14 protein-coding genes and 1 tRNA gene are annotated in these 15,052 nt (G+C 44.9%); 8 read left to right on the forward strand and 7 right to left on the reverse strand.

The genetic code is table 11. The features are described 5' to 3' along the window. The first annotated feature begins 215 nt into the window (after nt 1-215). Both rpoD and AC4MRV_RS19660 read left to right on the forward strand, forming a co-directional pair. Nucleotides 216-2,078 (forward strand): RNA polymerase sigma factor RpoD, encoded by a 1,863-nt coding sequence (gene rpoD, locus AC4MRV_RS19655; RefSeq protein ID WP_491189000.1) that lies wholly within the window; start codon nt 216-218, stop codon nt 2,076-2,078. A 149-nt stretch (nt 2,079-2,227) separates the two neighbouring features. Then, a tRNA-Ile gene (locus tag AC4MRV_RS19660) sits at nt 2,228-2,303 on the forward strand. 79 nt (nt 2,304-2,382) lie between these two features. Here the strand turns inward: AC4MRV_RS19660 and AC4MRV_RS19665 are convergent. From AC4MRV_RS19665 to djlA, 3 genes are all read right to left on the reverse strand, one after another. Beyond that, the gene (locus AC4MRV_RS19665; RefSeq protein ID WP_491189001.1) at nt 2,383-3,324 is read right to left on the reverse strand and encodes a tetratricopeptide repeat protein; all 942 of its coding nucleotides are present in this window, start codon (nt 3,322-3,324) and stop codon (nt 2,383-2,385) included. Between the two features lie 4 nt (nt 3,325-3,328). Further along, nucleotides 3,329-4,024 (reverse strand): phage tail protein, encoded by a 696-nt coding sequence (locus AC4MRV_RS19670; RefSeq protein WP_491189002.1) that lies wholly within the window; start codon nt 4,022-4,024, stop codon nt 3,329-3,331. A gap of 199 nt (nt 4,025-4,223) precedes the next feature. After that, nucleotides 4,224-5,075 carry a co-chaperone DjlA gene (gene djlA / locus AC4MRV_RS19675; protein ID WP_491189003.1) on the reverse strand — a complete coding sequence of 284 codons (852 nt, stop codon included), beginning with the start codon at nt 5,073-5,075 and terminating at the stop codon, nt 4,224-4,226. A 192-nt stretch (nt 5,076-5,267) separates the two neighbouring features. On the opposite strand from djlA, the gene lptD reads away from it, so the two are divergent. The 6 genes from lptD (at nt 5,268) to apaH (ending at nt 11,993) form a co-directional block, all read left to right on the forward strand. After that, the gene (gene lptD / locus AC4MRV_RS19680; protein WP_491189004.1) at nt 5,268-7,583 is read left to right on the forward strand and encodes an LPS assembly protein LptD; all 2,316 of its coding nucleotides are present in this window, start codon (nt 5,268-5,270) and stop codon (nt 7,581-7,583) included. 50 nt (nt 7,584-7,633) lie between these two features. Beyond that, on the forward strand, nt 7,634-8,929 hold the full coding sequence (gene surA / locus AC4MRV_RS19685) for a peptidylprolyl isomerase SurA (RefSeq protein ID WP_491189005.1): 1,296 nt from the start codon (nt 7,634-7,636) through the stop codon (nt 8,927-8,929). Further along, complete coding sequence (gene pdxA / locus AC4MRV_RS19690) at nt 8,919-9,911, forward strand: 4-hydroxythreonine-4-phosphate dehydrogenase PdxA (RefSeq protein ID WP_491189006.1); 993 nt, start codon at nt 8,919-8,921, stop codon at nt 9,909-9,911. The genes surA and pdxA overlap by 11 nt, the downstream gene beginning before the upstream one ends. Nucleotides 9,912-9,923: 12 nt before the next feature. Further along, on the forward strand, nt 9,924-10,730 hold the full coding sequence (gene rsmA / locus AC4MRV_RS19695; RefSeq protein WP_491189007.1) for a 16S rRNA (adenine(1518)-N(6)/adenine(1519)-N(6))-dimethyltransferase RsmA: 807 nt from the start codon (nt 9,924-9,926) through the stop codon (nt 10,728-10,730). A gap of 69 nt (nt 10,731-10,799) precedes the next feature. Continuing rightward, on the forward strand, nt 10,800-11,177 hold the full coding sequence (apaG, locus tag AC4MRV_RS19700) for a Co2+/Mg2+ efflux protein ApaG (protein ID WP_491189008.1): 378 nt from the start codon (nt 10,800-10,802) through the stop codon (nt 11,175-11,177). Between the two features lie 12 nt (nt 11,178-11,189). Continuing rightward, nucleotides 11,190-11,993 (forward strand): bis(5'-nucleosyl)-tetraphosphatase (symmetrical) ApaH, encoded by an 804-nt coding sequence (gene apaH, locus AC4MRV_RS19705; RefSeq protein ID WP_491189009.1) that lies wholly within the window; start codon nt 11,190-11,192, stop codon nt 11,991-11,993. Between the two features lie 69 nt (nt 11,994-12,062). On the opposite strand, the gene folA is transcribed toward apaH, so the two are convergent. From folA to cgtA, 4 genes are all read right to left on the reverse strand, one after another. Then, on the reverse strand, nt 12,063-12,548 hold the full coding sequence (gene folA, locus AC4MRV_RS19710; protein ID WP_491189010.1) for a type 3 dihydrofolate reductase: 486 nt from the start codon (nt 12,546-12,548) through the stop codon (nt 12,063-12,065). A gap of 17 nt (nt 12,549-12,565) precedes the next feature. Further along, nucleotides 12,566-13,039 carry a threonine/serine exporter family protein gene (locus AC4MRV_RS19715; protein WP_491189011.1) on the reverse strand — a complete coding sequence of 158 codons (474 nt, stop codon included), beginning with the start codon at nt 13,037-13,039 and terminating at the stop codon, nt 12,566-12,568. Beyond that, complete coding sequence (locus AC4MRV_RS19720; RefSeq protein WP_491189012.1) at nt 13,036-13,803, reverse strand: threonine/serine exporter family protein; 768 nt, start codon at nt 13,801-13,803, stop codon at nt 13,036-13,038. Before AC4MRV_RS19720 ends, AC4MRV_RS19715 begins: the two co-directional genes overlap by 4 nt. A gap of 116 nt (nt 13,804-13,919) precedes the next feature. Continuing rightward, the coding region (cgtA, locus tag AC4MRV_RS19725; RefSeq protein WP_491189013.1) for an Obg family GTPase CgtA at nt 13,920-15,052 on the reverse strand (1,133 nt) is incomplete at its 5' end.

Raw genomic sequence — 15,052 nt, forward strand, 5'->3', positions numbered from 1 at the left:
CTTGCCCAGTGCGTTGAAAAACAAATTGAAAATCTGCAGGCCAAAGAAAGAAGTGTCGGTTTATCAACCGAAGAGAGAAGGGAGCTGCTAGCTTTCATGCTAGATTTAAAAGCGTAACCCTGTTCGGATAGTCAGCAATCAATTAATTTGTTAATATGTGTGGTTTGCAACTCGCATACTAATTCCTTCACCAGATACTAAGTTGGATACCGTCTATGGATCAAAATCCGCAGTCACAGCTGAAGCAACTTGTCATTAAAGGCAAGGAACAAGGCTATCTGACCTACGCAGAAGTAAACGACCACCTACCAGCAGAAATCGTAGATTCTGAGCAGGTAGAAGATATCATTCAGATGATCAACGACATGGGTATCCGTGTTGTTGAAACCGCACCTGATGCGGATGATCTAGCGCTGAATGACGATGAAACCATCACCGATGAAGATGCAGCTGAAGCTGCAGCAGCGGCACTTTCAAGCGTTGAAAACGAGATTGGCCGTACTACTGACCCAGTACGTATGTACATGCGTGAAATGGGTACAGTGGAACTACTTACCCGTGAAGGCGAAATCGATATTGCGAAGCGCATTGAAGATGGTATTAACCAAGTTCAAAACGCGGTCGCTGAATATCCAGGTACTATCCCGTACATTCTCGAGCAGTTTGACAAAGTTCAAGCAGAAGAACTTCGTCTAACTGACCTAATCACTGGCTTTGTCGACCCAGATGCAGATGAAACCGCAGCACCAACTGCAACGCATATCGGCTCTGAACTCGCAGAATCTGATCTTGAAGATGAAGATGCAGAAGACGCAGATGAAGAAGACGAAGAAAGTGAAGACGAAGAAGCTGAAGAAGAAGATACAGGCATCGACCCTGAATTTGCTTTAGAGAAATTCACAGCACTTCGTAATACGTTCCAGAATTACCAACTTGCGTGCAATGAGTACGGCAATGAAAGCCCGAAAGCAACCGTTGCGCATGAAATGGTTATCGACGTATTCAAAGAATTCCGCCTAACACCAAAGCAATTTGACTACCTTGTTGACGAACTACGTACCTCTATGGAGCGTGTACGTACTCAAGAGCGTCTGATCATGAAAGCATCTGTTGAATACGGCAAGATGCCTAAGAAATCATTCATCGCTCTATTTAGTGGCAACGAATCAAGCGACGCATGGTTAGACGAAATTCTAGCATCTGATAAACCTTATGCAGACAAAATCCGACGTAGCGAAGACGATATTCGTCGCTCAATCGCTAAGCTGAAGATCATTGAAGAAGAGACGTCACTGACAGTTCAAAACATCAAAGATATCAGCCGTCGTATGTCGATTGGTGAAGCGAAAGCTCGCCGCGCGAAGAAAGAGATGGTAGAAGCGAACTTGCGTCTTGTAATCTCTATCGCGAAGAAATACACCAACCGTGGTCTACAGTTCTTGGATCTGATCCAAGAAGGTAACATCGGTCTGATGAAAGCGGTTGATAAGTTTGAATATCGTCGTGGTTACAAGTTCTCGACTTACGCAACGTGGTGGATCCGTCAGGCAATCACTCGTTCAATCGCGGACCAAGCACGTACGATTCGTATTCCGGTACACATGATCGAAACGATCAACAAGCTAAACCGTATCTCTCGTCAAATGCTACAAGAGATGGGTCGTGAGCCGCTACCGGAAGAACTGGCTGAGCGCATGCAAATGCCAGAAGATAAGATCCGTAAAGTACTGAAAATTGCTAAAGAGCCAATCTCTATGGAGACACCAATCGGTGACGACGAAGATTCGCATCTAGGTGATTTCATTGAAGATACAACGCTTGAGCTACCACTAGATTCTGCAACTGCAGGCAGCCTAAAAGTAGCGACAAAAGACGTTCTTGCTGGTCTTACTCCGCGTGAAGCAAAGGTACTGCGTATGCGCTTTGGTATTGATATGAACACAGACCACACTCTTGAAGAAGTAGGTAAGCAGTTCGACGTTACTCGTGAGCGTATCCGTCAGATCGAAGCAAAAGCACTGCGTAAACTTCGTCACCCTAGCCGCTCAGAAACTCTGCGCAGCTTCCTAGACGAATAATAACGCAATAAGTCTTTAATGATTAAAAGGTGAGCAATAGCTCACCTTTTTTGTATTGAATTGATTTAAGTGGATAAAAACTAAGCGCATTTAGCTACCTAACTGGCTAGACAGCAAGATCGCCTTCCCCTATAATCATTGCCCTATATGGCCCCTTAGCTCAGTGGTTAGAGCAGTCGACTCATAATCGATTGGTCCGCAGTTCAAGTCTGCGAGGGGCCACCACTTTCTTTAAGAAAGCCACAACGAATTAGAAAGGCCTGAGTATGTTCACATATCTCAGGCCTTTTGCATTTCCTAGCGGTTATTTGTTTAGAAACATTTCAACCTTTAGGTCTAACTCTCGCTTCCATTCCTTCGGTAACTCTTGCTGGATTTCGAAGAGCAATCGCTGTGTTTGCTTAGTCGAGTTAACTATATCTGCCGTTTTCGCCCATAAATAACTTTTCGCTAACAGTGCCTCAGTCTCATTACTGCTAGCACGCAGCTTCTTCCAATATAACTGAGCCGTTGGAATATAAGCTTGTTCTACTTTGTACGATGAAGCCAACTCCATCAAGTACAAAGCTTTGTGTGATGGGTAGTCGGTATTTGGAGCTACTTCAACCGCTTTGAGATAAAGCGTTGCCAGTTTAAAAGCAGACTCACCAGAGCCACTATTTATCGCTTGTTGATACCAAAACTCAGCTTGATCGAACTCAGATAACTGAAAGTAAATATCTCCTAACGTTACCTGCGCTTTAAGCGCACTTTTTTCTGCGGCTTTATGGCACCATAGCAAAGCTTTCCCCACATCATACTCTTGCCAAGTACTTCCAAGGTACAAACGACCAATATCACATGCAGCTTCATAGATGCCGTTCTGGTACGCTCGCTCCAACCACACTACCGGATTTACAGAAGGGTTCGAATACCCTTCTATAATGCAATGACCATACTCTTGTTGCGCTTTGGGAATATCCGCTCTAGCTGCACGGAAAAACAACGCGCATGCTTTATCAATATCTTCGCGAACCTTCCCCCAGCCTCGTTGATAAAAGAGAGCCAGAGGGAACAATGCCTCCGCCTCGCCTTCTCTAGCCAATTTATTAAACGTGCGATACGCAAGAGAATAATCTTCACTAGCTAGCGCGTGGTAACCACCTTCTAGACTTAAATCCTGTTCAACAGCAGCACAAGAAAAAGCAAGTGCTAGCAGCAACAGGAAAATAGTACGAAGACGAACGCTAACTTGAGTCACCGGCATGGGATCAGTTTCTAGACGGGTATAAGCCCTGCAGAGCTATGATCCAGTTAACCGCAACATAGGGCATTCGGTTTTCATGTGATTGCGCTCCACCAGAAGAGGATAAATTTGTGGTTGCCGACAAGTTATTCGTTGCCAGTAAATTAAATGAAATAGAGTCTGGGCTCATTGTGACATCTGGAGCACTCGAAGCATACAGTGGCTTGCCTTTTGACTGAGCTAACACATTGTTTACCGGGCTTTTATCATCAGAGTTACCACTGAATGCATGCAGGTCGATAATACCGGAAATATCAATCGAGCCTCCAATCGAAGTGGCAGCTCCGTGAGTGTGGACTGGCATTTGCGCCTCAGTCAAAGTAACGAATTCTACCCCTCCTTTTTGCCCTAATGCATAGTTGCTCAAACCTGGCCCATTGCCACTACCAACCAGAGCACGTCCGCGCGTGTCAGGTAGACCAAAAGTAGTTCTACCATCGCCACCATAAGTGGTTCCTAATATGGAAAAAAGAGCCGTATTTTGTGAAATACTTAATAACTGCCCTTGAGCTAAGGCATAGCCTCTTGGTGCAAAATTACCTGCGAATGCACACATAGTCCCAAGCATCGGAGTATCACTACAAGCAAGAACCTCTGAGCTCAACATCAGTGAAGGTATTAAGCCAGCGCCAAGCACTAGCTTTTTAGTTAGTCTATTCATAACTCAATCCCTTAGCACATAGAGTTATGGTTCAAATTCATCGCTTTGAACAGACGCCTCATAACCCTACCATTCATCAGAGCACAGTAAGTAAAATAGTGCTCATATCTCTCAGTACCACTATTAACAACAAAGTCATTAGTAATGCTGTCTTATTTAGTATAGGAAGAGTATTTAAACTAAGGAGTGTAAATCTGATTTAGAAGCCCTTGGCTTTCTTAATCACATCATAAGCGTTTTGAATTTCCTGAGCTTTTTCCTTGGCCACATTCATCATTTCTGGAGGCAAGCCTTTCGCCATTAACTTGTCTGGATGATGCTCATTCATTAACTTGCGATATGCTCTTTTAACAGACTTAGCATCAGCGCTACTATCAACGCCAAGCAGTTTGTACGCATCGCTCAGCTGATCGGCGGTTGAAGCTTGTTGCCAATTACCGCCTGACTGATGTGATTGCCCTCCACTTTGGCCACCGAATCCACCACGCTGAAAACGAAATGCCGCTTCTTGCATTCGCAGACGCTGTTCGAGTTGCTCAGAAGAAAAGCCTAACCCTCGAGCAATTTTATGCAGGACATTTCTTTCGCTAGGGTGAATATCACCATCTGCAAAAGCGGCTGATATCTGCAATTCGAGGAAAAATTGCATTAGGTCGAAGCGCCCACCAGTTGAAATTCGAACGCGCTCTAACACTGTATCTAAAGGGAAATCACTCTCTTTCCCTTCACGAAATGCATCTTGCGCCGCTTTTCTCTGAGCACCATGCAAGTTCATGCGCTCCATCATAGTCGTTGCAAGCTGAATCTCCTCAGGTGTAACCTGACCTTTGGCCTTCGCGACGTGCCCCATCACAGAAAATGCCGCTTTAAAAAACTCTTCCTGACGCTCCGCTTGGCTAGGACCACTTCCAAAACTGGTATTAAAACCAGCTTGTCTTAAGCGACGAGCTTTATCGAATTGATGACCAATAAACAGGCCAAATATGGCGCCAAACGGGCCTCCAAACAAAAAGCCAAAAAATAAGCCTAGAATTTTGCCGAAAATATGCATTATGTGCTCTCAATCTCTGAATTTTTTCGTCGTTAAGCGGTCTGATAGTGCTGTTAACCACAAATTCCTTTATCATAAGGACCGTTTATTCTACATTCGGTCATTAACATATTGCGAACAATTGACCTCGTAAGTTCAAGGTCAGTCGATGCAACACCGGATATATCAAGTTAAACAGGATAGTAAAACTCGATGTCACGTTTTTCCCGCACCTTGTTAGCCGCTTCAATCAGCGCAGCTCTTTTTGTGCCTCAAACTCAAGCAGAAGCTATGGTAGACGATAGTGTGCAGGAACTGCCCGCTATAGATCAATGTTTGATTAATGTCTCTGAGCCACAAGACCCTAGTCAGCAGCCTGTCACATTAGAAGCTGATAGCCTAGAAGCTATTAACGGTGATAAAGCAACATACAAAGGCGATGTTGTAGTTGTTCAAGGCAACAAGCGCTTTCAAGCCGATCAAGTCACGCTGCACCAAAAAGAAAACATCATTGTTGCAGAAGGTAACGTGGCATTCAGTGATGGAACAGTTAAATCGACATCAGACAAAGTAACTAATCACCTGAATACCGAAAACATCACGCTCGAGAATACCAAGTACAAGTTTCTGTGTGAACCTGGCCGTGGCGATGCCGTATACATAGCAAAAACAGGCAAGGCTGTGTACGAAATTGAAGATGGTAGCATCACATCATGTCCTGAAGGCGACAATGCTTGGACAATGAAAGCGTCTGGTATAGAAGTAGACCAAAACGAAGAGGTCGCCACCTTCTATAACCCTCGCTTTGAAGTTCTGGATGTACCTGTATTCTACGTCCCTTATTTAACCGTTCCCATCGGAGATACTCGTAAGACTGGTTTTCTTTATCCGACCGCATCATACGGTTCAAGTGATGGCCTTGAGTTGGAGATTCCATTCTATTGGAACATTGCAGCCAACTACGATCTCGAAACAACGATCAAGTACATGCAGCAGCGTGGAACCCAGCTCAATAGTAAGTTTCGCTACCTAACCACGTTTGGTGAAGGTGAAATTGATGCGGAATACCTGCCAAATGACCGCAAATTCACGGAGAAAGGAGATCGTTGGGGTTTCCAGTACAAACATGACGGGATTTACCAACAGTCTTGGAAGTTTAATATTGATTACTCACAAGTGAGTGATGTCGATTATTTCACAGATGTAGATTCGAGTATCGGTAGCCGTGAAGATGGTCAGTTAGTCCAGGAAGGTAAAGTGCAATATCGTGCTTCTAACTGGGATGCGACCTTGTTAACCCGTGACTTTCAGGTATTGACCGAAAGCGATAACCTTCCTTACCACATTCTACCTCAGCTCAAGCTAAATTATTACGCACCAGAGCTTTGGCGCTATTTAGATTTTGATGTGATCAGTCATATCACACGATTTGACACAGAAGCAGAAGGTAAGCCATCAGCCACTCGAGTTCATATAGAGCCGGGCTTTACCGTACCAATTGGAACAACTTGGGGCTCATGGACAACAGAAGCTCGCTTGCTAGGTACCTACTATCAACAAGACTTAACTGATGTCAGTGATAATGAATTAGAGGAAAGCGTAGCACGTGTAATGCCAGAGGTTCGCTCATTAGCCGGTGTGGTTTTAGAGCGAGATACCATTATTATGGACAACTATACGCAAACGCTCGAACCCCAAGTCCAATACCTCTATATTCCAGAGGTCGACCAAAACAACATCGCGAACTACGACACTACGCTGTTACAGACGGACTATTACGGTTTATTCCGCAGTCGCAAGTACAGTGGCGTAGATAAAATCCAGGGGGCTAACCAATTTAGTTATGGTGCGAGCTCCCGTTTTTATGACAGCAACTACAAAGAACGCTTAAGCGTCTCCTTTGGTCAAATCATCTACTTAGACAGAGCAAATCGCCTCGATAGTACATCAGACAAACCATCTCAATACTCTGCTTGGGCAGTTGAAATGGACTTTAACTATGGTGACTACCTGTTCTACCATGGTGGCATTCAATACGATGTCGACTCTAGTGAAGTACAACTTGGCAATAGCACACTAGAATATCGTTTTGCCAAAGGTTACCTCCAAGGTAACTACCGCTATGTTACCCGCAGCTACATCGAAAATACCTTAGGTGATAGCTTAGGAGACTTAGATTCCATTACCGAAGATGGCATCTCACAAGGTGGCTTACTTGCCAGCTATCAACTAACTCGCCACTGGGATGCCAGCGTGCAGTATTTCTATGACTTTACAACAGAAGAAACCATTGAGTGGTTAGGTCGAGTAAACTACACATCCGATTGTTGGTACGTAGGCGTGTCATACAGTAACCAATTACGCAACTGGGATCCTGACTTCAATAACTACCCGAATTCTGAACCTGAGTACGAGAGCAACTTCAGCGTCAACTTTGGTATTATTGGCTTTGGTACCAACCTAGGTGGTGGTTCTGGCAGCAGCGATAACTCATTGGGCTACGGTCGCCCATTCTTCTTAAACAACTAATTTGACCATCTGCTGTCTAAATAGCAGATGATGAATGGATAGGACTACGAATGAAATTTTGGAAACAGTCGTTGTTAGCACTGGTTACAGCAGGTCAATTTAATCTTGCATCTGCTGAGCCAGTCGCACTTGATAAAATTAATGTCATTGTAAATAGCGGTGTCATTCTTGAAAGTGATATTGACGCTTCGATCAAAACGTTGAAAGCGAATGCTCGTAAGAGTGGTCAAGGCCTGCCAGAGCAAGATGTCCTGCGCCAGCAAGTAACCGAAAAACTCATCATCGATACACTGCAACAGCAAGAAGCTGAGCGTATTGGCGTTCGAATTGACGACAATCGCCTTAACCAAGCGATTGAAGAAATTGCCAAGAATAATAACCAAAGCATTGAGCAGTTAAGTGACTCTATTGCAGCGGAAGGACTTGAATACTCAGAGTTTCGTGAGCAAGTACGTAAAGAGATAGCCGCATCAGAGGCCCGCAACGCACTCGTTCGACGTCGAATCAATATTCTTCCAGCAGAAGTTGATAACTTAGCCAACATTTTAGCACAAGAAACCAACGCTACCGTTCAATACAAAATTGGCCATATTCAGCTACGCGTCAACGATGGTGATGACGCTGCCGCTCTAGAAAAACAAGCGAAGGAAATCGTTGCCAAATTAAATGGCGGTGCCGACTTCGCAACCATGGCATACACCTACTCAAAAGGGCCGAAAGCTCTACAAGGCGGTGACTGGGGATGGATGCGTAAAGAAGAAATGCCCACAATATTTGCCGACCATGTCGCTATGCAAAACAAAGGCAGCATCATTGGTCCATTTCGCAGTGGTGTTGGCTTCCACATTTTAAAAATTGAAGATGTGAAAGGTCTTGAAACGGTCGCTGTTACTGAAGTAAACGCTCGTCATATCCTTATACGCCCGACCGTAATCCTCAGTGATGAAGGCGTACAAAAAGAGTTAAATGAAATCATTGAGCGTATTCAATCTGGAGAAGCCACCTTTGGAGAGTTGGCTCGTCAATACAGCCAAGATCCAGGCTCAGCGGCACAGAATGGTGAATTAGGCTATCAAACCTCTGATTTATACGTTCCAGAATTCAAACACCAAGTTGACACTTTGCCTGAAGGAAAAATCAGCGAACCATTTAAAACCGTCCATGGTTGGCACATTGTAGAAGTGCTTGATCGTCGTCAGGTAGATCGTACTGATTCAGCGATGAAGAACAAAGCTTACCGCATTTTGTTCAACCGTAAGTTCAATGAAGAAGCAAGTGCTTGGCTACAAGAGCTACGAGCAAGTGCATTTGTTGAAGTGATTAAGGATGACGAAGATGACAGTTAAGCGCATCATCGTAACAGCCGGAGAACCCGCAGGGATAGGCCCTGATTTGGTATTGGCACTATCCAAAGAGAGTTGGCCACATCAAATCGTTGTTTGTGCTGATAAAAATCTACTTCAACAACGTGCCAAACAGTTATCAATTGATGTCGAATTGATTGACTACCAGCCAGATTCTCAACCAGTGGCTCAGCAAGCAGGCTCTCTTATTGTTGATCACATCACTCTCGATGCTCCGGCAATCGCTGGAGAATTGAATGAGACAAACGGACATTACGTATTAAAAACACTAGAAAGAGCCGCTTTAGGCTGTATGAGTGGTGAATTTGATGCTATTGTCACCGGCCCTGTTCACAAGGGAGTGATTAACCGTGCTGGTGTAGCGTTCAGCGGCCATACTGAATTTTTCGCGGAAAAATCTAACACTCCACTAGTGGTGATGATGCTGGCGACAGAAGGCTTACGTGTTGCACTCGTGACAACCCATATTCCTTTAGCGTATGTATCAAAAGCCGTGACAGAAGAACGACTGGAAAGCATTATCCATATTCTGCATAACGACCTAGTCGAGAAGTTCGCAATTCAATCACCAAAGATTTATGTGTGCGGCCTTAATCCGCATGCAGGTGAAGATGGCTGCCTCGGTAAAGAAGAGATTGAAACCATCACGCCAACACTAGATAAACTGCGTCAACGCGATGGCATGAACTTAATTGGCCCGCTACCGGCTGATACCATTTTCAATGAAAAATACCTTGAAGATGCCGATGCAGTTTTAGGGATGTACCACGATCAGGTACTTCCTGTACTAAAATACAAAGGCTTTGGACGCTCAGTAAACATTACTTTGGGTCTACCTTTTATCAGGACCTCCGTTGATCACGGCACTGCATTAGATCTGGCAGGAACAGGCAATGCAGATACAGGAAGCTTCCGAACTGCACTAGCTCATGCGATTGAGCTTGTAGAAAAGAAAACCAGTTAACTTGAGAAAATTATGAGAAACGATGTCCACTTAGGACACAAGGCCCGCAAGCGCTTTGGTCAAAACTTCTTGAACGACCCATACATCATTGATGGTATTGTATCAGCGATCAACCCAAGACCAGGGCAAAACTTGGTAGAAATTGGTCCTGGCTTAGGCGCGATTACTGAGCCAGTAGGTCGTGAAGTTGATAAGTTTACTGTCATCGAGCTTGACCGAGACCTTGCAGAGCGTCTTCGCAACCATCCTGAATTAGCTGATAAGCTAACCATTCATGAAGGCGATGCGATGCGTTTTGACTTCACTCAGCTTGTGAAGCCAAACAACAAATTACGTATTTTTGGTAACTTGCCATACAACATCTCGACGCCACTGATGTTCCACCTATTTGAGTACCATAAAGATGTGCAAGATATGCACTTTATGTTGCAAAAAGAAGTGGTTAACCGCTTAGCAGCGGGCCCAGGTACCAAAGCTTATGGCCGCCTAACGGTGATGGCTCAGTACTACTGTAAAGTCGTCCCTGTTTTGGAAGTACCACCAACGGCGTTTGTGCCGCCACCAAAAGTCGACTCAGCAGTAGTACGTCTCGTGCCTTATGAAGAGCTGCCGTATCCTGCAACGAGTCTCAACTGGCTCGATCGCGTATGTCGTGAAGGCTTTAATCAACGCCGTAAAACAGTACGCAACTGTTACAAAGCACTCGTTGATGCCGAAACACTAGAAAGCCTAGATATCAATCCTGGCATGCGTCCAGAAAATCTAACATTGAAACAATTTGTAGATTTAGCCAACTGGCTAGACGCCAACCGAAAATAGTTTCGACTAGAATTAAAGGGTGATAAACGTTAGTTTATCGCCCTTTATTGACTTTAAAGAGGAGTTTACATGGAAGCTGTCCCTTGTATAAAAGTCCAAGTTCATAGCAAATACATTCCAGAGCAGTCCCAACCTGACGCTAATCGTTACCTTTTTGCTTATATCATTACCATCAAGAACTTAAGTTCGCAAACCGTGCAACTGTTAAGCCGGCGCTGGCTTGTTACAGACGCGAATGGCAAACAACTAACCATCGAGGGGGATGGCGTGGTTGGTCAACAGCCTTTTATTGATGGTAGCGACGAATACACCTATAGCAGTGGTACCGCCATCGAAACACCTGTCGGAGTAATGCAAGGCCAATACATCATGCTAGATGAAAAAGGTAATGAGTTCATCGCAGAAATCGATCCATTCCGACTCGCTATTCCTAATATTCTTAACTAATTCGAGGCATTTGTGGCTACATACATTGTTGGTGATATTCAAGGTTGCTTTGACGAACTACAACTTCTTCTCGAAACCGTAAGCTTCACTCCACAAAAAGACACATTATGGCTAGCGGGAGATCTTGTGGCTCGAGGCCCTAAGTCTCTAGAAACATTAAGGTTCGTACGAGGCCTTGGCGACAGCGCTAAAGTCGTCTTAGGCAACCATGATCTCCACCTTCTTGCTGTGGCTCTGGGCATCCACAAAATCAAAAGCAAAGACAAAACAGCGCCTATTTTGGAAGCAGAAGATCGCGATGAACTACTTCATTGGCTAAGGGAACAACCTTTGCTTGCTGAGCACCCAGAGTTTGTCATGTGCCATGCGGGTATTTCACCACAGTGGACACTGGAACAAGCTCGTCAATGTGCAAGTGAGGTCGAAGCCTGCTTACAAAGTGAAGATTGGCCTTGGCTCATTGAAAATATGTACGATAACCAACCAGACTTTTGGCACTCAGAGTTAACCGGAATTGAACGCTACCGCTACATTATTAATGCCTTTACCCGCATGCGCTTTTGTTTCCCAGACGGACGTCTAGATATGGGGTGCAAGCTCCCGCCACAGGAAGTCAAAGATAACGAGTACATCCCTTGGTTTGCTCTTGAGCAACGTGTCTTACTTGAAAAATCGGTTCTATTTGGTCATTGGGCTGCACTTGAAGGCTATGACGATGCCAATGTCATCGGATTAGACACTGGCTGTGTTTGGGGTGGCAGCTTAACTATGCTGCGCTGGGAGGATAAGACCTTCTTTACTCAAAAAGCGCTTTAAAACTCGATACTCAAATATCAAAAAGGTTGACGACTAGGTCAACCTTTTCTTTATACAACGTTCATGCGCCTAGTTAGTTTTTTCCAGCACGACAAAACGCATATCGTAGGCATTTTTTTCGTCTGCACTAAACGCTTCTGAATAAGACTCCTGAAAGTCTGAACCCCATTGTGGAAATTGCGTATCACCGTCAATCTCCGCATCAATATGAGTCACGTAAAGCTTATTGGCTAAAGGTAAGCAAGCGGTATAAATTGCACCACCACCGATGATCATAACCTCTTCCACTGAACCTACAGCTTGTAAAGCTTCATCAATAGAAATCACCGTAGTGACACCATCAATAACCAAGCTAGCATCACGGCTGATAACTATATTTTCACGACCAGGTAGCGGACGGCCAATCGAATCATAGGTCTTACGTCCCATCACGACGGGTTTACCCATTGTGCAGCGCTTGAACCACGCAAAGTCTGCTGGCAAATGCCATGGCATCTGATTGTCTTTACCAATAACTCGATCGTTTGCCATCGCGGCGATCATACTAATGATCATTGTGTGCTCCTGCTTAATTAAACAATGGGTTTACGGCGATAGAATAGCAAGCCTGGCATCGCTAGGCCAACCGCTAATCCTGCGATAATAAACATTGCTTTCAAGAAATTCTCCATCAGCATCGCCACCAGTTCAGGACTATAGCCTCGGTGATTGAGCTCCACTAAAGCAATCATCGCTTTAAAGGCAAATACACCAGGCACCATTGGAATCAACGCAGCAACGGTAAATACTTTGGGGTGCGCCAAAAACCGGTGTGACCAATGAATGCCAACCATACTCACGATCATGGCTGCAAAGAAGGTTGCCCACTCGATTGGAATACCAAAATGCATCATTAAATAACGAGAGCCGTGACCAATAGCTCCGCCTAACGCGCAGTATAAGAGTGCTTTTTGCGGCACGTTGAAAACCAAGGCAAACCCAACAGCCGGGATCGCCGCAAACAACATGTCGTTGAGCAAGCCTAACAGCAGTTCAATTGAGATCATGCTACCCACCCCCAGACACCAACTAAGCTCATAGCGGCAACAATGCCTAAGCTAGTTGCAAGTGTTAGCAAACTAGCCATAACAAAACGGGCAATTCCCATATTGATATAGCCCTTGAGCATATCCGCAACAGAATTGATCAATGGAAAACCAGGAACCAGCATTAACACTGAAGAGGCCATCACAATAGAAGGAGAGTTACCTAGCTCATAGATAACCGCTTGTGCCGAAACAGCAGTGGTCACAAAGGCCGTGGCAGCAAAATTGAGCAGCGGGTTAAAATGACGATGGCCAATTTCTTGCCGAACTATCATCCCCGTAGCAGAGGCTAAAAAAGTCATCGCAAACACGATCCAATCACCTCCAGCTAAGCGGCTAAAGGCTGCACATGATAAGCCAATCATAAATACAACTAACCAACGATTGTATCGCTCTGGGCTAATCTGATTGAGCTTCTGCTGCGCCAGCGCATAGTCGATAATGCCTCTCTCAAGCATGATGCAGATTCGCTGTACCTGAGTTATGGCACGCATGTTAATCCCTCTATCGGGACAGCGCCGGGCAGTGGTAATGCAATGTTCTTGATAAACGGTGGTAACAACCAGTGAACTGGCTGATAGGGAGACTTCAACCTCGTCCATGCCTGATGCCATGCCAAAGCGGCGCATCAAGTCACCAACTAACGTACTTTCAGCGCCATGAGCCAAAAGCATTTGCCCTGCTTGGGCGATCATACGAGAAACGGCGCGTTGCTTAGATGCCATGTAATTATCCTACTCCTTTAGAATGCGGATATTGTGCTGCGAAAATGAACTCAATGATTTGATTTAGACACAAAAAAGCCGCAATAGTCATTGCGGCTTAAATATTTATTCAGTGATTAGTCACGAACGTAGACAACGTGACCGTCATCTTCTTCATCGTCCCAATCATCCCAATCGTCATCATCTTCAGTGATAACATCTTTACCTGCGATCGCATCTTTATGGTAATCATCCCACATGAAGTCCACTTTCTCTTCTTCAGAAAGCTCTTCTTCTTCACGAGGTAGATTTTCCATAAAGTCAGCGAGCTTGTAGCACAACTCCTTTGTGCCATCTCGGTTTACGGCAGAAATCTTGTAGTAATCCTCTTCCCAACCTAACGCGTCAAGAATGTTTTGGATCACTTCGTTTGCTTCTTCCTCTGGCATTAGATCAACTTTATTGAAGATCAACCAACGTGGTTTACCAGCCAGTTTTTCGCTGTACTGCTCTAGTTCATCAATGATCGTTAATGCATTCTGAACAGGATCAGATTGATCAATCGGCATGATATCGATCATATGTAGAAGAACTCGACAACGCTCAAGGTGTTTCAAGAAACGAATACCAAGGCCCGCGCCATCTGCCGCGCCTTCAATCAAGCCCGGAATATCCGCAACAACAAAGCTTTTCTCAGGTACAACACTCACCACACCTAAGCTTGGAATAAGCGTTGTAAACGGGTAATCAGCCACTTTTGGTTTCGCTGCAGATACCGCGCGAATAAAGGTTGATTTACCCGCATTTGGTAGACCTAGCATACCAACATCAGCAAGTAGCAACAGCTCTAGGCGAATCTCACGGATCTCACCTTTGGTACCTAGTGTCTTTTGACGTGGTGCTCGGTTTACTGACGATTTAAAACGGGTGTTACCTAGACCGTGCCAACCGCCTTTTGCGATCATCACTTTCTTACCGTGCTCAGCAACTTCTGCTACGATTTCATTGGTGTGAATATCTACCGCTCGTGTACCCACTGGTACACGTAGCACGTTATCTTTACCACGTTTACCAGTACAGTTACCACCGCGGCCATTTTCACCACGTTCCGCTTCATAGAAGCGTTGGAAACGGTAATCAATCAGCGTGTTAAGGTTCTCATCAGCTTGGATGTAAACATCACCACCATCACCGCCGTCGCCACCATCAGGGCCACCTTTCGCAACGAATTTCTCACGCCAGAAACTCACTACACCGTTACCGCCATCAC

Source organism: Vibrio sp., from assembly GCF_984391705.1.